The sequence below is a fragment of the Cellulosimicrobium sp. RS genome, assembly GCF_046159675.1.
In the GTDB taxonomy this organism is placed as follows: Bacteria; Actinomycetota; Actinomycetes; order Actinomycetales; family Cellulomonadaceae; genus Cellulosimicrobium; species Cellulosimicrobium funkei.
The window spans coordinates 241,620-261,746 of sequence record NZ_JBJXVU010000005.1 but is presented as its reverse complement, the minus strand read 5'-3'; the positions used below and the strand labels follow the sequence as shown (position 1 = coordinate 261,746).

Genomic DNA, 20,127 nt, shown 5'->3' with positions numbered 1-20,127 from the left:
GTCCGACGAAACGGGCCTCCTGGTCCGACGCGATCGATACGATCTAGGTAGTCTGCCCGGACGCGGGTGCGCGGGGGGCCACCGGGGAAGGGTGCCGGCAGAGCAGACGAGATCCGCGCGGCGTGAGCCGCGGCACGAGCGAGCACGAGGGAGGAGGTGGCATGGGAGTCCTGGACCGCTTCGAGAAGGGCGTCGAGCGCGTCGTGAACAACGCGTTCGCGAAGGTCGGGCGCAGCGAGGTCAAGCCCGTCGAGCTCGCGAGCGCGCTGCGGCGCGAGGTCGACGACCGCGCCGCCGTCGTCGACCGCGAGCGCACGGTCGTGCCCAACGAGTTCACCATCGAGCTGTCGGTGGACGACTTCGGCCAGGTCGAGGGGTGGGGCGCGGAGACGCTCGCCGACGAGCTGGCGTCGAACGTCACCCAGTACGCCGCGTCGCAGCACTACGCGTTCGTCGGCCCCGTGAGCGTGAGCTTCGAGCAGAACGACACGCTCGACGTCGGCCGCTTCCAGCTGCGCTCGGCGAGCGTGCGCGGCAACGTCGCCCCCGCCACGACGGCGTCCCCGAGCACGCGCCACCCGCTCGTCGACATCGACGGGCAGCGCTACCTGCTCACCGGCCCGGTCACGGTGATCGGCCGCGGCTCGGAGGCCGACATCGTCGTCGACGACCCTGGCGTCTCGCGGCGCCACCTGGAGATCCGCGTGACCCCGGAGGGTGTGATCGCGACGGATCTCGGCTCCACGAACGGGCTGTTCGTCGAGGGGCACCAGGTGCCGGCCGCGACGCTGCTCGACGGGAACTCCCTGACGATCGGCCGGACCCGCATCATGTTCTGGACCGGCGCGTCCGACAACGAGGAGTGGTGATCCGGCCCGCATGACCGATCTCACGTTCACCCTGCTCCGGCTGGGCTACCTGGTGCTGCTCTGGGTGTTCGTGCTCTCCGCGATCGGGGTGCTACGTCGGGACCTGTACGGCACGAAGATCACGCCGCGCCGCGGCAAGAAGGGCGGTCCGGCCCCGGCCGCCCGCCCGACGTCGGGCCCCACCCCCGCCGCCCCGGAGCCGTCGCGGCCCGCCGCGCCCGCGGGACCGTCGCGGCTCGTCGTCACCGCCGGCCCGCTGACCGGCACGACGATCCCGCTCACGACATCGTCGATCCTCATCGGCCGCGCGCCGAGCTGCACGCTCGTCCTCGACGACGACTACTCGTCGTCGCGCCACGCCCGCATCTTCCCGCAGCACGGGTCCTGGTTCGTCGAGGACCTGGGCTCCACGAACGGCACCTACGTCGAGGACCAGCGGATCGCCCAGGTCACCCCCCTGGGCCCGGGGACGCGGGTGCGGATCGGTCAGTCCGTCGTCGAGCTGCAGAGGTAGCCCGCAGTGAACATCGCCCTGCGCTACGCCGCGCGCTCCGACGTCGGGCTCGTGCGCTCCAACAACCAGGACTCCGGCTACGCGGGCCCGCACCTGCTCGTCGTCGCGGACGGCATGGGCGGCCACGCGGGGGGCGACGTCGCGTCGTCCATCGCGATCGCCGCGCTCGCCCCGCTCGACGGCGAGTCGCACGGCCCGGACGACGCGCTGGCCGAGCTCGAGCGCTCGATCGACCACGCCCGCCAGGACCTCGTGGACCGCAGCGTGACCGACCCCGAGCTGGTCGGCATGGGTACCACCGTCACCGCGATCCTGCGCGCGGGCAACAAGCTCGCCATGGCGCACCTCGGCGACTCGCGCGCCTACCTGCTGCGCGACGGCGAGCTCAACCAGGTCACGACCGACCACACGTTCGTCCAGCACCTCGTCGACACGGGGCGCATCTCGGCGGACGAGGCGGAGACCCACCCCCAGCGCAACGTCGTCATGCGCGTGCTGGGTGACTTCGACATCGACCTCACGCCGGACATGTCCGTGCGCGAGGCGAAGCCGGGCGACCGCTGGCTCCTGTGCTCGGACGGCCTGTCCGGGTTCGTCAGCCAGGAGACCATCGCGCAGACGCTCGCCGACACGGACGACGTCGACGCGTGCGCCGACCACCTGCTCCAGCTCGCGTTGCGCGCGGGCAGCACGGACAACGTGACGGTCGTCGTCGCGGACGTCGTGGACGTCGACGCCCTGCCCGACGGCGGGGCCCCCGGCACGGGCGCGCAGGTCGTCGGGTCGGCGGCGATCGACCGCGACGCCCCGACGTCGGCCGCGGACGGCCCGGCGGCCCGCGCGGCCGCGCTCATGGCGAGCACGAAGACGACCGCCCCGGCCGAGGACCCGGACGCCGACGCGGCGGACGAGGACGGCACGGAGGGTCGCACCATCGCCGAGGGCTCTGGCGACGACGAGGACGACGTGCGCCCGGGTCGCGCGCCCCGGCGCTGGGTCACCGTGGTCGCGATCCTGCTCGTGGTCGCGGGCCTCGGCGTCGCCGGCTGGGCGGGCTACCGCTGGACGCAGTCGCAGTACTACGTGGGCGTCGCCGACGGCCAGGTCGCGGTGTTCCGCGGCATCCCCGAGAACGCGGGCCCGGTCACGCTGTCGACCCCGATCGAGCTCACGGGGACGCGCGTCGACGACCTGCCGGGCTACGTCGTCGACCGCCTGGAGACCACGATCCCCGCGCAGTCGCTCGAGGACGCCCGCGCCCGCGCCGAGCGGCTGGTCGCCGAGGCCACGGAGGACACCACCGAGACCCCCGCGACCGACGGCTCGACCGAACCGCCCGCGGACGGGACCGTCGACGGCGCGACGACGGGGACGCCGGAGGCCGACGCGCCGGACGTGACCCCGGCGCCCGCCGACGGCGCCGGCTCGGGGGCCTGATGGCCACGGTGGAGACCACCGAGGTGCGCCCCGGCCGGGGCGCGGAGCTCGGTCTGCTCGTCCTCGCGCTCGCGCTGGGCATCGGGGCGTACGCGCTCGTGGGTCTGCAGCTCACGGGCGAGCTCCCGGGCCGCTTCTACGTGTACAGCATCGGCACGGTGGTGCTCGCGGGCGCCGCGCACGTGCTGCTGCGGTTCAAGGCGCCGTACGCGGACCCGGTGATCCTGCCGATCGCCGTCGCGCTCAACGGCATCGGCCTCGCCATGATCTTCCGCCTCGACCTGGGCTCGCAGGTCACGGGCGGCGAGCAGGACCTCGCGCCCCGCCAGCTCCAGTGGACGGCGCTCGGCATCCTCTGCGCGTTCGCCCTCGTCTGGTTCCTGCGCGACCACCGGACCCTGCGCCGCTACACCTACACCGCGATGATCGCGGGCATCGTGCTCGTCGCGCTGCCGCTCGTCCCGGGCCTGGGCACCCGCATCAACGGCGCCCAGATCTGGATCAACCTGTTCGGCTTCTCGCTCCAGCCGGCCGAGTTCGCCAAGGTCGCGTTCGCGATCTTCTTCGCGGGGTACCTCGTGACGAACCGCGACACGCTCGCGCTCGCCGGCCCCCGCGTGCTCGGCCTCCAGCTCCCGCGCCTGCGCGACCTCGGGCCGATCATCATCGTCTGGCTCGTCTCGCTCGCGATCCTCGTGTTCGAGCGCGACCTCGGGACCTCGCTCCTGTTCTTCGGCCTGTTCGTCGCGATGCTCTACATCGCGACCGAGCGCGTGAGCTGGGTCGTCATCGGTCTGCTCCTCATCGCGGTCGGCGCAGTGCTCGCGGCGTCGACGTTCGGGCACGTGCAGGCGCGCGTCGACGTGTGGCTGCACCCGTTCGACCCGGAGATCTTCGGCCGCAAGGTCGGCGGGTCCGGCCAGCTCGTGGGCGGCCTGTTCTCGCTCGGCAACGGCGGCCTCTTCGGCACGGGCTGGGGCGCCGGTTACCCCCGCACGGTCCCGTACGCGTTCTCCGACTTCATCTACGCGTCGCTCGGCGAGGAGCTCGGCCTCACGGGCCTCATCGGCATCCTGCTCGCGTACCTCGTCCTCGTGGAGCGCGGCCTGCGCACCGCGATCGGCGTGCGCGACGGGTTCGGCAAGCTGCTCGCGGGCGGTCTCGCGTTCGTCATGGCGTGGCAGCTCTTCGTCGTGGTCGGCGGGATCACGCGGATCATCCCGCTCACCGGCCTGACCATGCCGTTCGTCGCCCAGGGCGGGTCGTCGCTCCTCGCGAACTGGCTCGTCGTCGGGCTGCTCCTGCGCATCTCGGACGACGCGCGGCGCCCCTCCTCCCTGCCCGTGCGCGGGCAGGTCGCGCCCGGCGGGGCGCGCAGCCGCACGGACTCCGACCCGGTCGCGGTCGTGGGCGGCGGCGCGGCCGTGGGCGCCCTGCCCGACGACGCCCCCACCACGGTCGGCGCGCCCGCCGTCCCCGGTCCGTCCACGGGCCCCGCGCGCGCGACGACGGGCGTCCAGCCCGCCGTCGGCCGCACCGGGGAGGTCCCCGACCACCCGGACGACCTGCGGACCGAGGTCGTGCAGCGCCCGGACGCGGGTGCCGAGACCGACCGTGACCCCTGGGGAGGAGCCCGGTGAACGTCCCCCTGCGTCGCGTCGCGACCGTCGTCCTCGTGATGTTCCTCGCGCTCATGGTGTCGACGACGTACATCCAGTTCGTCCAGGCCGACTCGCTCAACAACGACTCGCGCAACGCCCGCACGATCTACCGCGAGTACAACAAGTTCCGCGGCCCGATCGTCGTCGCGGGTGACGCCATCGCGTCCTCGACGCCGGTGGACGACGCGTTCGGCTTCCAGCGCCAGTACTCCAACGGCCCGCTCTACGCGCCCGTCTCCGGCTTCCTGTCGCTCACCAACGGGCGCACGGAGATCGAGGACAAGGAGAACGACTACCTCAACGGTGAGGCGAGCTCGCTGTGGCTCGACCGCCTGAGCGCGCTCTTCACGGGGCAGCAGCCGCAGGGCGCGTCCGTCGAGCTGACCATCGACCCGGCGGCCCAGCAGGCCGCGTGGGACGCGCTGGGGGACCAGCGCGGCGCCGTCGTCGCGATCGAGCCCAAGACGGGCCGGGTCCTCGCGCTCGTGTCGAAGCCGAGCTACGACCCGAACGAGCTCGCGACGCACGACACCGCCCTCGCGCGCCAGCGCTACCAGGAGCTGCTCAACGCCGAGGGCAACCCGATGTCGAACCGGGCCATCCGCGGCAACACGTACCCGCCGGGCTCGACGTTCAAGATCGTCACCTCCGCCGCGGCGCTCGAGAGCGGGCAGTACACGCCCGAGACCGTGATCCCGGCCCCGGACGAGCTGCCGTACCCCCAGTCGACCCAGACGATGAAGAACTTCGGCGGCACGCGCTGCTCGCCCACGGGCGAGATGACCCTCGCGGACGCGCTGCGCATCTCGTGCAACACCGCGTTCGGCGACCTGGCGATGACCCTGGGCGAGGACGCGATGCGCGACCAGGCCGAGGACTTCGGCTTCGACGCCTCGCTCGAGATCCCCATGGACGTCACGCCGAGCCGCTTCCCCGCCGAGGGCACGCCGGGCGCCGACGCCGCCGGGATCGCGCGTGCCGGCATCGGCCAGGGCGAGGTCAAGGTCACGCCGCTCCAGATGGCGATGGTCGCCGCCGCGATCGCGAACGACGGCGTGCAGATGGCCCCGTACACCGTCGAGACGATCCGCAACCCCGACCTCGACGTCGTCCGGCAGTCGGAGCCGCGCCGTCTGCGCACCTCGGTCTCCCCGTCGACCGCCGAGCAGCTCACCCAGATGATGGTGGGCGTCGTGCAGAACGGCTCCGGGAAGTCCGCGCAGATCCCGGGCGTGCAGGTCGCGGGCAAGACGGGCACCGCCGAGACGGGCGGCGAAGCCGCGCCGCACGCGTGGTTCACGAGCTTCGCCCCGGCCGACGACCCGCAGGTCGCGGTCGCGGTCATCGTCGAGAACGGCGGCTCGATGGGCAACGAGGCGACGGGCGGCGCGATCGCCGCGCCGATCGCCCGCGCCGTCATGGAGGCGGTGTTGAACGGATGAAGCCGGTCCGGGGGCTGACGCTCGGCAACCGCTACCGCCTCGTGCGGCGCATCGCCGTCGGCGGCATGGGCGAGGTGTGGGTCGCGGCCGACGACGCGCTCGGCCGCGAGGTCGCGGTCAAGGTCCTGCGGAGCGAGTACGCGGGCAACGAGGACTTCCTCAACCGGCTGCGCACCGAGGCCCGCAACAGCGCGGCGCTCTCGCACCCCAACATCGCGCAGATGTACGACTACGGCGAGACGAACGGCTCCGGGTACCTCGTCATGGAGCTCGTCGTGGGCGAGCCCATGGCGGACCTGCTGGAGCGCGAGCCGGTGCTCCCGCCCGCGCGGCTCCTGCCGATCCTCGCGCAGACCGCCCGGGCGCTGCACGCCGCCCACCTGTCCGGCGTCGTGCACCGGGACGTCAAGCCCGGCAACATCCTCATCGACCGCTCCGGCACGGTGAAGATCACCGACTTCGGTGTCTCGCTCGCGGCCAACCAGGTCCCGATGACCGCGACGGGCATGGTCATGGGCACGGCCCAGTACCTCTCGCCCGAGCAGGCCGTCGGCCAGGCCGCCACCGGCGCCTCGGACATCTACGCGCTCGGCATCGTCGCGTACGAGTCCATCGCGGGGAACCGTCCGTTCACGGGGTCCACGCCGGTGGACATCGCGGTCGCGCACGTCAACGAGCCGGTGCCGCCGCTGCCCACGTCGGTCGACCCGGAGCTCGGCGAGCTCGTCATGGTCATGCTCGCCAAGGACCCGCTCGCGCGGCCCCACCCGGCCGACGCGCTCGCACGCGTCTTCGAGGGCATCGCCGCGCGCCTCGCGAGCGACCCCTGGTCCGCCCGCACGGGGGCGCCGGCCCCCACGCGCCGCGCGCGCCGGGCCCGCACCACCGCCGACGACGTCCCCGCGCCCGAGCCGGACCCGGCACCCGTCATCACGCCGCTCGTCATCCCGGCCGCGGTGCGCGACCCGCACGCGCCCGACCCGGCGAACCCGTGGGTCGCCCCCGAGCCGCGCCGCGCCGCGCACGCGGAGGTGCCGCCGTCGGCCGCGACGCCCCCCGGGCCGCCCGACGACGACGCCACCCGCGTCCGCCCGCTCGGCCGGCACGGCGGGACGGTCCCGGAGACCGCCGAGCCCGTCCCGGCACCGCCCGGACCGGACGACGCCGCGCCCGGCCCGGCCCTCCCGTGGGAGCGCCCCGTCCCCACGGCCCCGGCGGACGACCCGGCCGCCCCGCGGTCGTACCCGCCGCGCCGCGAGATGCACGGTCCGACGCGCTCCTCACGACGGCCGCAGCCCACCCGCGCGGGCACGCGCCCGGCCGGCGCGGCCGGGGGCTCGACGCGCGCCGAGCCCGTCGCCCCGGCGACCCGCGCCGAGGCCCGCCGTCAGTCGCAGTCGGCACCCGTGCCCTCGCGCTCCGCGGGGCGCCGCACGTCGACCACGACGGGCCGCCGCCTGGGAGGCCTGCCCAACGGCCTGACCTGGCCGCTCGTCGCCCTCCTGGGTCTCCTGCTCGTGCTGGTGATCGCGACGATCGCCACGCTCGGGGACCGGGACGGCGACGGCGGCGACGCCGCCCCCGTGCGGGGCGCGGAGACCTCCGTCGAGGTCGCCGTGCCCGACGCCGAGACGCTCCCCGGACGGGTGACATCGTGACGACATCGTGGTGTTCCCCGCGTGGCCGCAGGGTCGCGGGTGGGATGATTGCGCCAGCTGTGCCGTGGGCGGACGCGCCCACGGCTCCGACGACACCGAAGGACGAATGAGTGGTGGACAACGCTCCCCGAGTGCTTGCCGGGCGCTACCAGGTCGGTGAGCTCATCGGCCGTGGTGGCATGGCCGAGGTGCACATCGGGCACGACAACCGCCTCGGTCGTACCGTCGCGATCAAGATCCTGCGCTCCGACCTCGCGCGCGACCCGTCGTTCCTCGCGCGCTTCCGTCGCGAGGCGCAGGCAGCGGCCTCCCTGAACCACCCGGCCATCGTCGCGGTCTACGACACGGGCGAGGACGTGCACGAGGACGCCACCAGCAACGCGGTGCACGTCCCGTTCATCGTCATGGAGTACGTCGAGGGCCACACCGTGCGGGACATCCTGCGCGACGGTCAGGCCGTGCCCATCGACGAGGCGGTCGAGATCACGGCGGGCGTCCTCGCGGCGCTCGAGTACTCGCACCACGCCGGGATCGTCCACCGCGACATCAAGCCCGCCAACGTGATGATCACGCCGACGGGCGCGGTGAAGGTCATGGACTTCGGCATCGCCCGCGCGGTCGCCGACTCCGCGGCCACCATGACCCAGACGCAGGCCGTCATCGGCACCGCGCAGTACCTCTCCCCGGAGCAGGCGCGCGGCGAGACGGTCGACGCGCGCTCCGACCTGTACTCGACCGGCTGCCTGCTCTACGAGCTGCTCACGGGGCGCCCGCCGTTCATCGGCGACTCGCCCGTCGCAGTGGCCTACCAGCACGTGCGCGAGGCGCCCGCAACGCCGAGCGCGATCGCTCCCGACGTGCCCGAGGTGCTCGACCGCATCACGCTCAAGGCGCTCGCGAAGGACCGCACGGCGCGCTACTCGAGCGCCGCCGAGTTCCGGGCCGACCTGGAGAACGCCGTGCGCGGCGGGTCGATCACGGCCCCGGCGCTCGGGGTCGCGGCCGCCGCCGCCGGCCTCGGTGCCGCCGCCGCGGCCGCCGACCTCCAGCCGACGATGGTCGAGTCCGCGACGCAGGTCATGGCACCGGCCGCCGCGGCGGCGAACCCCTGGGCGACCAGCGCGGCGCCCGCCGTCCCGCCGGGGGAGCAGCCGCCCGGCGAGGACGACGAGCAGCCCAAGAGCCGCAAGGGCCTCATGTGGACGCTCATCGCGGTCGGCGTGCTCGCCATCGCGGCGATCGTGACGATGCTGCTCATCAACCAGAACAAGGACGTCGAGCCGGAGCTCGTCACCGTGCCGACGGTCCAGGCGGGCATGACCCAGGAGGAGGCCGCCGCACTCTTCGACGGCCTGGACCTCGAGTTCAACCCGCTCCTCGAGGAGAACTCCGACGTCCCGGAGGGCGAGTTCATCCGCCAGAGCCCCGCCGGTGACGCCCAGGTCGACCCGGGCACCTCGGTCGACGTCTGGTTCTCGACCGGTCCCGACGCCGTCACCATCCAGGACCTCAAGGGCAAGACGCAGGAGGAGGCCCGGCAGTACCTCTCCGACGCCGGGCTCAACGTCGGCGACGTCAACACGGAGGACTCGCCGGACGTCCCGAAGGGCGCGGTGACGAAGACCGACCCCGGCGCCGGCCAGTCCGTGCCGGCGGGCTCGACGGTCAACCTGTTCGTGTCGAGCGGCCTCGTCGCCCTCCCGGACGTCACGGGCCAGCAGTTCGACGCCGCGAAGTCGACCGTCGAGGCGCTCGGCCTGAAGGTCGACCGCAGCGAGGAGGAGTCCGACGAGCCGGAGAACCAGGTCCTCTCGCAGCAGCCCAACGCGGGCAGCGTCCCGCAGGGGTCGACCGTGACCCTCAAGGTCGCCATCCCGCGCGCGGCGGAGACGACGACGGTGCCGACGAACCTCGCCGGCATGACCGAGCAGCAGGCCCTCGAGGCGCTGGGCGGTGCCGGGCTCGTCCCCGGGGCACGGCAGACCCAGGAGTCCGAGCAGTGGCCGGCGGGCACGGTCATCGGCTCCGACCCGCGGGGCGGGACCGAGCTCGAGGTCGGCTCAGAGGTGCGCCTCATCGTCTCGACCGGTCCCGGACCGTCGAACGGCGGCGGCGACAACGGCGGCGGGAACAACGGCGGCGGCAACGGGAACGGCGGGGGCAACGGCGGGGACGGCGAGGGCTGACCCACCGCCCCCGGGCCGTCCACGACGACGGGCCCTCACCTCCACGGAGGTGAGGGCCCGTCGTCGTGCGGGGCGTCCGAGGGCGGCAGACCGGGGCCGGTGCCGCGCGGTGCTCGCTACTGGCGCACGAGCGGGGCCATGCCCGCGGAGCGCTCGACGGCGCCCTCCAGGCCGCACGCCTCGAGCCAGTTCGCGAGCAGGCGGTGGCCACCCTCGGTGAGCACGGACTCCGGGTGGAACTGGACCCCGTGCAGCGGCAGGTCCTTGTGCTGGAGGCCCATGATGACGCCCCCGGCGGTCGTCGCCGTCACCTCGAGCTCCGCGGGCACGGTGTCGCTCACGACGGCGAGCGAGTGGTACCGCGTCGCGGTGAACGGGTGGGGGAGGCCCGCGAGCACGCCCTCGCCCTCGTGCTCCACGAGGCTCGTCTTGCCGTGCATGAGCTCGGGCGCGTGCGTGACCGTCGCGCCGTATACCTCGGCGAGGGCCTGGTGGCCCAGGCACACGCCGAGCATCGGCGTGCGCGACGCGGCGCACGTGCGGATCACGTGCTCGCTCTGCCCGGCCTCCTTCGGCGTGCCGGGCCCGGGGGAGACGAGGACGCCGTCGAACACGGTGCCGTCCGCGTCGCGGAAGCGACCGTCGGCGTCGGGCTCCGGCACCGCGTCGTTGCGCACGACGACGGTCTGCGCGCCCAGCTGGTCGAGGTAGCCGACGATCGTGTAGACGAACGAGTCGTAGTTGTCCACGACGAGGATGCGGGTCGGGTGGGTCATCGCGGGGCCTCCACGGACACTGCGCCGGCGGCGTCGGTCTGGATGTTGGGGTCGTTGAACGGCATGTACTCGGACACGAGCGGGAACAGCCACTCGAAGCACGCGAGCACGACGGCGGCCGCGAGGACGAGCAGGATCAGCACCCGCAGCCACGCCGGGCCGGGCAGCACGCGCCACAGCGCCCCGTACATCACGAGCCTCCTTCGGCGGCGGGAGCGGTCTGGCCGACGAGCTCCGGCGGCGTGCCGTCCTCGACGGGCATCCAGTAGTCGAACTTCGCGTTGACGATGTACCGCGCGACGAGCGAGTTGAGGCCGATCGGGTGGCACGTCGTCAGCGTGAGGTACCGCTCGGCGGGCTCGACGCCGGGCTGCCACGGGACGGGCGCGATCGCCTCGACCTGGTCGGGCTTCACGGCCTGCATGTGGTCGACGCGGTAGACGTACCACGTGCCGTCGGCCTCGACGACGATCGGGTCGCCGATCTCGAGCTCCTCGACGTCGTGGAAGATCTTGCCGTACGTCTGCCGGTGCCCGGCGAGGGAGAAGTTCCCGACGGCGCCCGGCATGACGGTCTCGGGGTAGTGCCCGGCCATCGCCTGGTCGAGGATCGACCGCTTGTCGGTGCCCTCCGCGATCGGCATCATCTTGCCGTCCCAGCGCGGCACGTAGAGCGTGCCCCACACCTCGCCGAGCGCGGGCGCGGCGGGGACGGGCGGGTCGTCGCGCAGGATCGTCGTGCCGACGTCCGCGGCGTCCGGCGTCGGCGCCTGGATCTCCTCGAGGACCTGCGCCTGGACGCGGTCCGCCTGGACGTCCGTCCACCACAGCTGCCAGACGACGTACAGGCCGAGCAGGATCCCCAGCGTGATGAGCAGCTCGCCGAGCACCCCCACGACGGCGGACACCGGACCGCGACCCGAGCCGCGGTGCCCCGCGTGGCGGACCGGTGCGGGGGTCGTCGCGGTCACGACGCCACCGCGTCGGACGGGCGCGCGTAGCGGAGCTCGAGCGCCCCCTGGTAGCCCGGCATCTCGATGTCGCTCTCGTCCTCGACCGACCAGCCGAGGTTCACCGCGTCGACGTACTCCTTGTACACCTGGACGCCCGGCGAGCGGTCGAGCGCGTCGCGCAGGGCCTCGGGGTCACCCACGGCCTCCACGACGTAGGGCGGGGAGTACACGCGGCCGTGCAGCAGCAGGATGTTGCCCGCGCAGCGGAACGCCGACGTCGCCGTGACGCGCTGCCCCTGGAGCGTCATCGCCTCGGCACCGCCCGCCCACAGCGCGTTGACGACGGACTGGATGTCCTGCTGGTGCACGACGAGGTCGTCGGGACGGATCCCCGCCGGGTAGCTGCCCTCCGGGGGCGCGTCGTCGAGCGTCACGGAGACGCCGGCGCCCTCGACGGGCGTCGTCCCCGCGGCGACGGCGGTGCGCGCCGCGAGGTCGGGGTCGACGCCGGTGGGCGCGTCCCCGGTCTGCGACAGGTCCGCGACCTCCGCCGTCAGGGCGTCGACCTGCGTCGCGAGGTCGGCCACGCGGTCGGACTCGCGGTCGACGAGCTGCGCGAGGTTCTCCGGGTGCCGGGACTCGTCGCCGCGCGCGAGGCGCGCGTTCGCCGTGAACATGACCCCGGCGAGCGCGAGGACGAGCGCGACCGTCACGGCGGACCGGACGCGACGCGCGCGCGGCGTGCCGCCCGGGGCGGACGACGGCCCCTCGGCGGGGTCGTCCGGGCCCGTGGCGCCAGGGTCCGTGGTGCTCACGCGACCGTCTCCTTCCTGGGGGCGGACGAGGTCGTCGACCGGTTCGGCGTCGTGCGTCGGCGTGGTGCGTCGGCGTCGTGGACTGCGTGGTGCTGAGGTCGTGCGCGGCACACCTCGCGGCACGTCCTCCGCGCGCGGTGTCCGTGCCTATTGTGTGCGCCCACTACGCTAGTCGACGAACGTCGTCCACGATCGTGACGGACCTGTGCTCCGGCAGAGCCTCGCGGCGCGTCGACGACCTTCGCCCGACCCATGCACGGTTCCTGCACGACGACGGCAGGCGTCCGCTCCCGCGGTGCGTCCCGGCGCCGGCGCAGCGAGCCCCACCAGGACAGGAGCCCACCCTCGTGCCCGAGTCGAAGTCGCGCAAGAAGCCCAAGCCGCAGCGTCCGCCGAGCGTGCCGAAGCCCGAGACGGGCAACCCGCGCTGGCTCGTGCCCACGATGCTCGGGCTCATGCTCGTCGGGCTCGCGTGGATCGTGCTGTTCTACCTCAGCGGTCCGAAGCAGCTCCCCGTCCCGCCGCTCGGTGCATGGAACCTCGGGGTCGGCTTCGCCTTCATCATCGCGGGCTTCGCGCTCACGACGCGCTGGAAGTAGCCGCGCACCGGGCGGGGCCTGGGCCCCGTCCGGTGCCGTCGGGCCTCACACCGGTGTAGTTCCACACCTGTGAGTAATCCTGGGGATAACTCCTGTGGCCGCCTCGTCAGGTGAGATGGCCGAACTGGTCCGCCGCCGCGTAGGTGAGCCAGGAGGCGGCGACCAGCGCCACCACGACGACGACCGTCGCCCCCACGGACACGAGGGTGCGACGCTCGCGCGGCGCGTAGGCGTAGGCGGCGCCGAGCGCGAGCCCCACGACTAGACCGCCCAGGTGCGCCTGCCACGCGATGCCGGGGAAGAACAGCCCGATCGCGAAGTTGATGCCGATGAGCACGACGATCTGCATCGCGTTCCGGCCCGTCCGGCGCAGGACGAGCAGGATCGCCCCGAAGAGGCCGAACACCGCGCCCGAGGCGCCGACGACAGGCTGGTACCAGGCCTCCGACGTCGGGCCCCCCGCGAGGAGCAGGTAGCCGACGGAGCCGCCGAGCGCGGAGAGCAGGTAGAGCGCCGTGAAGCGCAGCCGGCCGAGCTGCTGCTCGAGGAACGGGCCCGTGATCCACAGGGCGTACATGTTGAAGAGGATGTGGACGGGGCTCGTCGAGTGCAGGAACGCCGCCGTGAGGAAGCGGTAGGGCTGCAGCTCGCCGACCCAGGGCGCGAACGCGAGCATGTTCGTCCACGTGCCGCCCGTGACGAGCTGGAGGAGCCAGCTCACGACGCACAGGCCGATGATCGTGAACGTCACGACGGGCGGCCCGCCGCGCACCTTCCCACCCAGCGCGGTGCGCTGCGTCGGCGCCTGGCGGGCGGCGTCGCGCACGCAGTCGACGCACTGGATGCCGACCGCGGCCGGTCGCTGGCACTCGGGGCACGCCGGGCGCCCGCACCGCTGGCAGCGCACGTACGACACGCGGTCGGGGTGCCGCGGGCACACCGGCGGGACGGCGGGACCGTCGTGCGGTCCGGCCGTCCCGTACGCCGGCGGGCCGGGTGGCCCGGGAGGTGTCGCCGAGATGGTCAGTCCTCGATGGTGACGGACGTGATGACGATGTCCTCCTGCGGGCGGTCGCCCGGACGCGTGGGCGTCGCGTTGATCGCGTCGACGACGGCGCGGGACTCGTCGTCCGCGACCTCGCCGAAGATCGTGTGCTTGCCGTTGAGCCACGGCGTGGGGACCGTCGAGATGAAGAACTGCGACCCGTTGGTGCCCTCGGCCTCGCCCGTCACCGGGTTGCGGCGCACGCCCGCGTTCGCCATCGCCAGCAGGTACGGGCGGTCGAACTGGAGCTCGGGGTGGATCTCGTCGTTGAACGTGTAGCCGGGGCCGCCGGTGCCGGTCCCGAGCGGGCAGCCGCCCTGGATCATGAAGTCCTGGATCACGCGGTGGAAGATCAGGCCGTCGTAGAAGGGCTCGGTGCGCTCGGCGCCGGTGCGGGGGTCGGACCACGTCGTGGTGCCCTGGGCGAGCCCGACGAAGTTCGCCACCGTCTTCGGGGCGTGGTTCGGCAGGAGCTCGATCCGGATGTCACCTGCGGTCGTGTGGAGGGTTGCGAACATGGGCACCATCTTCCCACGAGACCCGCGCCCGACCCGTCCGGGGCGATGTCTCGCGGCGTGGCCGGGGTGGTGGCAGAGTGGGCGGAAACGCATCGCATCCGCACATTCGTCCCGTCGGACGACGACCCCGGGGAGCACGCATGACCCGTACTCGCTCAGCGAGCGACTCCGTCAAGGACACGCTCGAGTCGATCGACACCGAGAAGCTGAAGGAACAGGCCGCGCAGGCCGCCGCGACCGCGCAGAGCGCCGCGACCCAGCTCGCGGACCAGGCCAAGGACGCCGCGGTGCACGCCAAGGAGTGGGGCACGCCCAAGGTGGAGGCGTTCCTCGAGTGGCTCCAGCCGCGCGTCGAGAAGGCGTGGCAGGACAGCATCCAGGCCGCCGCGCCGCGCGTCGAGAAGGCCGCGACCAAGGCCGCGCCCGCGATCGACACGGCGCACGACCGCCTCGTGGAGGACGTGCTGCCGAAGATCGTCGCGAGCTTCAACGCCGCCGCCGCCAGCGCGGCCGACTCCGCCCAGCGCGCCGCGGACAACGCGGCCGAGGCGACCGCCGCCGCCACGGCCGCGGCAGCCGCCGCGTCGGGCAAGAAGGCGCGCAAGCTCGCGAAGCAGGCCAAGAAGGCGACGGCGGAGGCCGCGAAGCAGGCGCAGAAGTCCGCGGGCAAGGCCGGCAAGAAGGCCGCCAAGCACGCCGACAAGACCGCGGAGAAGGCGGCCGCCAAGCTCGCCGCGGCCGCGGACAAGGCGGCGGCCAAGGCCGCCGCGGCGGACTCCTCGAAGGGCAAGGGCCGCACGCTCTGGTGGATCGCCGGTGGCGTGACCGCCGCGGGCGTCGGCTACGTGCTCTACCGCCGCGCGCAGCCCACGACCGACCCCTGGGCCGAGCCGTGGGAGCAGGAGCAGCAGCAGGTCCACTTCGACGACGTCGTCGGCGACGCCAAGCACGCCGTCGGGGACGCCGCCGAGTCGATCGGCGAGGCTGCGGGCGCCGCCGTCGCGAAGGGCCGCGAGGCCACCGACAAGCTGGCCGAGCGCGCTGCCGAGGTCCGCGACGACGTCACCGACCGCGTCACCGAGGCCGTCTCGGACGCGAAGGACGCGGCGAAGAAGGCGACGAGCCGGGCCCGCAGCACCACCCGTGGCGGCGCTGCCGGCGCGAAGGACGCGGTGAAGGACACGGCGGAGGACGTGAAGGACGCCGCGGCGGACGCCAAGGACGACCTGGGCGACGCCGGCAAGAAGGCGCGCGAGGCCGCCGAGTCCGCGGCGCAGGACGCCGCGAAGAAGGCCGACGACGCCTGACGCTCCACCCCGCCGTCCTCGCACGGTGACAGACGACCGAGGGGCCCGTCCCAGCAGGGACGGGCCCCTCGTCGTCCCCCAGGGGCGGAGACCTCACGAGCACGCGGGCACGGCGGCGGCACGCGGCGGCAGCACGCAGCCTCGGCGGCGGGCACGCCGACGCCGAGGCCGGACGCACGAAGACCCCGTCCGCAGCCGGACGGGGTCTTCGTGGTCGTGACGATGGTGGAGCCAGGGGGACTCGAACCCCCAACCCCCTGCTTGCAAAGCAGGTGCGCTACCAATTGCGCCATGGCCCCGGGTGACGCGGCCGGGGCCGGTCAGCGGCGAGAGGTGCTCACTCGAAGGTGTCGGTGACCTCTGCCCAGAGGTCGCGCTCGGCGTTGTCCTCCGTGTACTTGCGCCACACGAGGTACCCGGCGCCGGCAGCGAGGAGCAGGAGCAGAAGCTTCTTCATGATGTTCCCCCTCGAGTGGGTTGGCAGTGGGCCTAAGAGGACTTGAACCTCTGACCTCTTCCTTATCAGGGAAGCGCTCTAACCGTCTGAGCTATAGGCCCGCACGCGCCTCGCCGGACAGCCCCAGGAGGGCTGCTCCGCTCGCAGGCAGCGATTGAGGTTACCCCACCGGGAGCCGCAGACCCAAACCGAGGGCCCGTGCGTCCCGGTCGGGGAGCCGGTGCGCGGTCAGTCGTCGGTGAGCGTGAGGTGCACGCCACCCACGAGCGCCGCGACGATGTTGTACAGGAACGCCATGATCGTCGAGAGCGCCGTGATGATGACGACGTTCACCACGCCGAGCAGCGTGGCGATCGAGATCACGCGGCCGAACGCGACGTACTGACGGATGTCGACGTCCGTCTCCGTGCCGACGATCTGCGTGAACAGCTCCTCGATCTTGAAGAAGACCTGCATGCCGTCGAGCACGTACCAGACGACGGCGGTCGCGACGACGGTCATGATCCCGATGGCGACCGCGAGGAGGAAGCCGAGCTTCATCGCGGACCACGGGTCGATGCGCGAGACCGCGAGCCGCACGCGGCGCGGGCCGCCGTCGGGCCGGACGGCGGGCGTCGCGCCCGTCGCGGTCCCCACGGCGGGCGTGGCGCCCGTGAGCGGGCTCGCGGTGCCCGTCACCCCGGCGGCGGAGTAGTGCATGGAGGCCCCGGCGGGAGCGCCGGCGGCACCCGCGCTCGTGGGGGCCGAGGTGGTCGTGGGCACGCGCCTCACCGTCTCGTCGTCGATCTCGTCGTGCCCGCGCTCGGGCTCCGTCTCTGCGGGTGCGGCGGGGACCGCCGCCGACACCTTCTTCGCGGCCGTCTTCGCCGCCGCGATCGCCGCGGCCGCCGCCTTCACGGCCCCGGCCCGGGCGACCGCGACACGGCTCTCGCCCGACGCGCGCTCCATGCCGTCGTCGTCCACCGTGCCCTGCGCGGGCGCGGGCGCGGCCTGGGCGGCCGGGCCCGGGGGCGGCGGGGGAGGCGGCGGGACGGCGGCCGTCGCCCCGTCACGCGGGGTCGCCGGCGCCGAGGCGCCCTTCGACGAGCCCTTCTTCGACGAGCCGTTCGACGACGTCCCGTCCGCCTCGCCGTGCCGGCTCGGGGACGCGGCCGCGGGGCGTGCCGACGCGTCCGTGTCCGGCCGCGGCACGGTCAGCCGCGGCGTGATGGTCGGCGGTGCGTTGTTCTCGCTGCTCATCTGGTTTCCTCGGTGGTTCCGGGGGCCGGGTCGGTCCCGCCCGCCCCGTCGGACGAGGCGGTCGCGTCGGTGGTCGGTGCGCTGCTCGTGTCGGTGACGCCCGGGGCCGTGCCGGTCCCGTCCTCGCCCTCCACGGTATCCCGATCCTCTCCGAGACGACGCTCGACGTTCCGCGCGACCGCGATGATGCGGTCGCCCTTGTCGGGCTTCGCGAACGTCACCCCCTGCGTGTTCCGACCGGTGAGGTTCACCTCGCCGACCGCGGACCGCACGATCTTCCCGCGCTCCATGATGACCAGCACCTCGTCGTCGGCCTCCGTCACCAGAGCCCCCACGAGATCTCCACGAGCCTCCACCAGGTTGGCGACCTTGATGCCCAGACCGCCGCGGCCCTGGACGCGGTACTCGTCGATCCGCGTGCGCTTCGCGAACCCGCCCTCCGTGACCACGAAGAGGTCGGAGCCCTCCTCGACCACGTCGGCCGAGAGCAGCTCGTCGCCGTCGCGGAACTTCATGCCCGTGACGCCCGACGTCGCGCGGCCGAGCGGCCGCATCGTGTCGTCGTCGGCGGGAAAGCGGATGGACTGGCCCTTGCGCGACACGAGGATGAGGTCGTCGTCGGCGTCCACGAGGAGCGCCGCGACGAGCTCGTCGGGCGTCCCGGACTCGTCCTCGCGCAGGTTGATCGCGATGAGGCCGCCCGAGCGCGGCGAGTCGTACTCCGACAGCCGCGTCTTCTTCACCAGGCCGCGACGCGTCGCGAGCACCAGGTACTGCGCCGCGTCGTAGTCGCGCAGGTCGAGCACCTGCGCGATCTTCTCGCCCGGCTGGAACGCGAGCAGGTTCGCGACGTGCTGACCCTTGGCGTCGCGCCCGCCCTCCGGGAGCTCGTACGCCTTCGCGCGGTAGACGCGGCCGAGGTTCGTGAAGAACAGCAGCCAGTGGTGCGTCGTCGTCACGAAGAAGTGGTCGACGATGTCGTCCTCGCGCAGCTGCGTGCCGCGCACGCCCTTGCCGCCGCGCTTCTGGGCGCGGTAGCTGTCGCTGCGCGTCCGCTTCACGTACCCGCCGCGCGTGATGGTGACGACCATCTCCTCCTCGGCGATGAGGTCCTCGATGGAGACCTCGCCGTCGAACGGGAGGATCGTCGTCCGACGCTCGTCGCCGTACTTCGCGACGATCTCGCCCATCTCGTCGCCCACGATCGACCGCTGTCGCTCGGGCTTGGCCAGGATGTCCTGGTAGTCGAGGATCTGGCGCTCGAGCGCGTCGTGGTCGTCGAGGATCTTCTGCCGCTCCAGGGCCGCAAGTCGGCGCAGCTGGAGGTTGAGGATCGCGGTCGCCTGGACCTCGTCGACGCCCAGCAGCTCCATGAGGCCCGTGCGCGCCTCCTCGACGTCGGGCGAGCGCCGGATCAGCGCGATGACCTCGTCGAGCGCGTCGAGCGCCTTGAGGTACCCGCGCAGGATGTGGATGCTGCGCTCGGCCTCCGCCAGCAGGTACCGCGTGCGGCGCACGACGACGTCGAGCTGGTGCGTCGTCCAGTGCCGGACGAACGCGTCGAGGCTCAGCGTGCGCGGCACGCCGTCGACGAGCGCCAGCATGTTCGCGCCGAACGTGTCCTGGAGCTGGGTGTGCTTGTACAGGTTGTTGAGGACGACCTTCGCCACCGCGTCGCGCTTGAGCACGACGACGAGGCGCTGGCCCGTGCGGCCCGACGTCTCGTCGCGGATGTCCGCGATCCCCTGGATGCGGCCCTCCTTGACGAGGTCCGCGATCTTCGCGGCGAGGTTGTCCGGGTTCACCTGGTAGGGGAGCTCCGTGACGACGAGGCACACGCGGCCCTGGATCTCCTCCACGTTGACCACGGCGCGCATGGTGATCGAGCCGCGGCCCGTGCGGTACGCCTCCTCGATGCCCTTGTGGCCGAGGATCGTGGCGCCCGTGGGGAAGTCCGGGCCCTTGATGCGCTGCAGCAGCGCCGCGAGGAGCTCCTCGCGCGAGGCGTCCGGGTGGTCGAGGTGCCACTGCACGCCCGCCGCGACCTCGCGGAGGTTGTGCGGCGGGATGTTGGTCGCCATGCCGACGGCGATGCCCGCCGAGCCGTTGACCAGCAGGTTCGGGAACCGGGCCGGCAGGACCGACGGCTCCTGGGTGCGGCCGTCGTAGTTGTCCTGGAAGTCGACGGTGTCCTTGTCGATGTCCCGGACCATCTCCATGGCGATCGGCGCCATGCGGCACTCGGTGTACCGCGGGGCGGCCGCCGGGTCGTTGCCGGGGGAGCCGAAGTTCCCCTGGCCGGCGACGAGCGGGTAGCGCAGCGACCAGTCCTGCACGAGGCGCACGAGCGCGTCGTAGATCGCGCTGTCGCCGTGCGGGTGGAACTTGCCCATGACGTCGCCGACGACGCGCGAGCACTTCGAGTACGAGCGGTCGGGGCGGTAGCCGCCGTCGTACATCGCGTACAACACGCGCCGGTGGACGGGCTTGAGGCCGTCGCGCACGTCCGGCAGCGCACGACCCACGATGACGCTCATCGCGTAGTCGAGGTACGACCGCTGCATCTCGAGCTGCAGGTCCACCTGCTCGATGCGCCCGTGGTGCACCGCGACCGCCGTCCCGTCGGCGTGCACGATCTCCTCGGACCCGTCG

18 protein-coding genes and 2 tRNA genes are annotated in these 20,127 nt (G+C 73.2%); 9 read left to right on the top strand and 11 right to left on the bottom strand.

Annotated features, from left to right (window positions below; translation table 11 throughout):
* The first annotated feature begins 161 nt into the window (after positions 1–161).
* From ACI769_RS10245 to pknB, 7 genes are all read left to right on the top strand, one after another.
* Positions 162–869, top strand: coding sequence for a DUF3662 and FHA domain-containing protein (locus tag ACI769_RS10245; protein WP_021480387.1), 708 nt, complete (start codon positions 162–164; stop codon positions 867–869).
* Positions 870–879: 10 nt separating this feature from the next.
* Positions 880–1,383 carry an FHA domain-containing protein gene (locus tag ACI769_RS10240; protein WP_034652653.1) on the top strand — a complete coding sequence of 168 codons (504 nt, stop codon included), beginning with the start codon at positions 880–882 and terminating at the stop codon, positions 1,381–1,383.
* Positions 1,384–1,389: 6 nt separating this feature from the next.
* Entirely contained in the window at positions 1,390–2,820 is a 1,431-nt protein-coding gene (locus ACI769_RS10235) for a Stp1/IreP family PP2C-type Ser/Thr phosphatase (protein WP_085386956.1), read from the top strand.
* Positions 2,820–4,460: an FtsW/RodA/SpoVE family cell cycle protein gene (locus ACI769_RS10230; protein WP_085386957.1), complete on the top strand. Its 1,641-nt coding sequence runs from the start codon at positions 2,820–2,822 to the stop codon at positions 4,458–4,460. The genes ACI769_RS10235 and ACI769_RS10230 overlap by 1 nt, the downstream gene beginning before the upstream one ends.
* Positions 4,457–5,923 (top strand): penicillin-binding protein 2, encoded by a 1,467-nt coding sequence (locus tag ACI769_RS10225; protein ID WP_085386958.1) that lies wholly within the window; start codon positions 4,457–4,459, stop codon positions 5,921–5,923. Before ACI769_RS10230 ends, ACI769_RS10225 begins: the two co-directional genes overlap by 4 nt.
* Positions 5,920–7,581 carry a serine/threonine-protein kinase gene (locus ACI769_RS10220; RefSeq protein WP_085386959.1) on the top strand — a complete coding sequence of 554 codons (1,662 nt, stop codon included), beginning with the start codon at positions 5,920–5,922 and terminating at the stop codon, positions 7,579–7,581. Before ACI769_RS10225 ends, ACI769_RS10220 begins: the two co-directional genes overlap by 4 nt.
* Positions 7,582–7,691: 110 nt before the next feature.
* Positions 7,692–9,767: a Stk1 family PASTA domain-containing Ser/Thr kinase gene (gene pknB / locus ACI769_RS10215; RefSeq protein ID WP_396049789.1), complete on the top strand. Its 2,076-nt coding sequence runs from the start codon at positions 7,692–7,694 to the stop codon at positions 9,765–9,767.
* A gap of 116 nt (positions 9,768–9,883) precedes the next feature.
* On the opposite strand, the gene ACI769_RS10210 is transcribed toward pknB, so the two are convergent.
* From ACI769_RS10210 to ACI769_RS10195, 4 genes are read right to left on the bottom strand one after another with little or no spacing between them, the layout of a single operon-like run.
* A complete protein-coding gene (locus ACI769_RS10210) occupies positions 9,884–10,543 on the bottom strand; it encodes an aminodeoxychorismate/anthranilate synthase component II (protein ID WP_085386961.1) in 660 nt (219 codons plus the stop codon).
* Positions 10,540–10,734, bottom strand: a complete 195-nt coding sequence (locus ACI769_RS10205; RefSeq protein WP_021482317.1) for a hypothetical protein — start codon at positions 10,732–10,734, stop codon at positions 10,540–10,542. Before ACI769_RS10205 ends, ACI769_RS10210 begins: the two co-directional genes overlap by 4 nt.
* On the bottom strand, positions 10,734–11,513 hold the full coding sequence (locus tag ACI769_RS10200; protein WP_085386962.1) for a class E sortase: 780 nt from the start codon (positions 11,511–11,513) through the stop codon (positions 10,734–10,736). Before ACI769_RS10200 ends, ACI769_RS10205 begins: the two co-directional genes overlap by 1 nt.
* On the bottom strand, positions 11,510–12,310 hold the full coding sequence (locus ACI769_RS10195) for a DUF881 domain-containing protein (RefSeq protein WP_232322665.1): 801 nt from the start codon (positions 12,308–12,310) through the stop codon (positions 11,510–11,512). Before ACI769_RS10195 ends, ACI769_RS10200 begins: the two co-directional genes overlap by 4 nt.
* Positions 12,311–12,657: 347 nt before the next feature.
* On the opposite strand from ACI769_RS10195, the gene ACI769_RS10190 reads away from it, so the two are divergent.
* A complete protein-coding gene (locus tag ACI769_RS10190) occupies positions 12,658–12,909 on the top strand; it encodes a cell division protein CrgA (RefSeq protein WP_021483485.1) in 252 nt (83 codons plus the stop codon).
* Between the two features lie 106 nt (positions 12,910–13,015).
* Here the strand turns inward: ACI769_RS10190 and ACI769_RS10185 are convergent, their stop codons facing one another.
* Positions 13,016–13,825: a rhomboid family intramembrane serine protease gene (locus tag ACI769_RS10185; protein WP_342065157.1), complete on the bottom strand. Its 810-nt coding sequence runs from the start codon at positions 13,823–13,825 to the stop codon at positions 13,016–13,018.
* A gap of 107 nt (positions 13,826–13,932) precedes the next feature.
* Positions 13,933–14,472 (bottom strand): peptidylprolyl isomerase, encoded by a 540-nt coding sequence (locus ACI769_RS10180; protein WP_021483785.1) that lies wholly within the window; start codon positions 14,470–14,472, stop codon positions 13,933–13,935.
* Positions 14,473–14,612: 140 nt separating this feature from the next.
* Here ACI769_RS10180 and ACI769_RS10175 point away from each other — a divergent pair, with 140 nt between their 5' ends.
* The gene (locus ACI769_RS10175) at positions 14,613–15,779 is read left to right on the top strand and encodes a hypothetical protein (RefSeq protein WP_085386963.1); all 1,167 of its coding nucleotides are present in this window, start codon (positions 14,613–14,615) and stop codon (positions 15,777–15,779) included.
* A gap of 223 nt (positions 15,780–16,002) precedes the next feature.
* Here the strand turns inward: ACI769_RS10175 and ACI769_RS10170 are convergent.
* From ACI769_RS10170 to gyrA, 5 genes are all read right to left on the bottom strand, one after another.
* Positions 16,003–16,078 (bottom strand) — tRNA-Ala (locus ACI769_RS10170).
* A 38-nt stretch (positions 16,079–16,116) separates the two neighbouring features.
* Complete coding sequence (locus ACI769_RS10165) at positions 16,117–16,236, bottom strand: DLW-39 family protein (RefSeq protein ID WP_021483216.1); 120 nt, start codon at positions 16,234–16,236, stop codon at positions 16,117–16,119.
* Between the two features lie 27 nt (positions 16,237–16,263).
* A tRNA-Ile gene (locus ACI769_RS10160) sits at positions 16,264–16,337 on the bottom strand.
* Positions 16,338–16,464: 127 nt separating this feature from the next.
* Positions 16,465–17,475, bottom strand: coding sequence for a DUF3566 domain-containing protein (locus ACI769_RS10155; RefSeq protein ID WP_085386964.1), 1,011 nt, complete (start codon positions 17,473–17,475; stop codon positions 16,465–16,467).
* Positions 17,472–20,111 (bottom strand): DNA gyrase subunit A, encoded by a 2,640-nt coding sequence (gene gyrA, locus ACI769_RS10150; RefSeq protein ID WP_232322760.1) that lies wholly within the window; start codon positions 20,109–20,111, stop codon positions 17,472–17,474. The genes ACI769_RS10155 and gyrA overlap by 4 nt, the downstream gene beginning before the upstream one ends.
* Positions 20,112–20,127 lie beyond the last annotated feature (16 nt).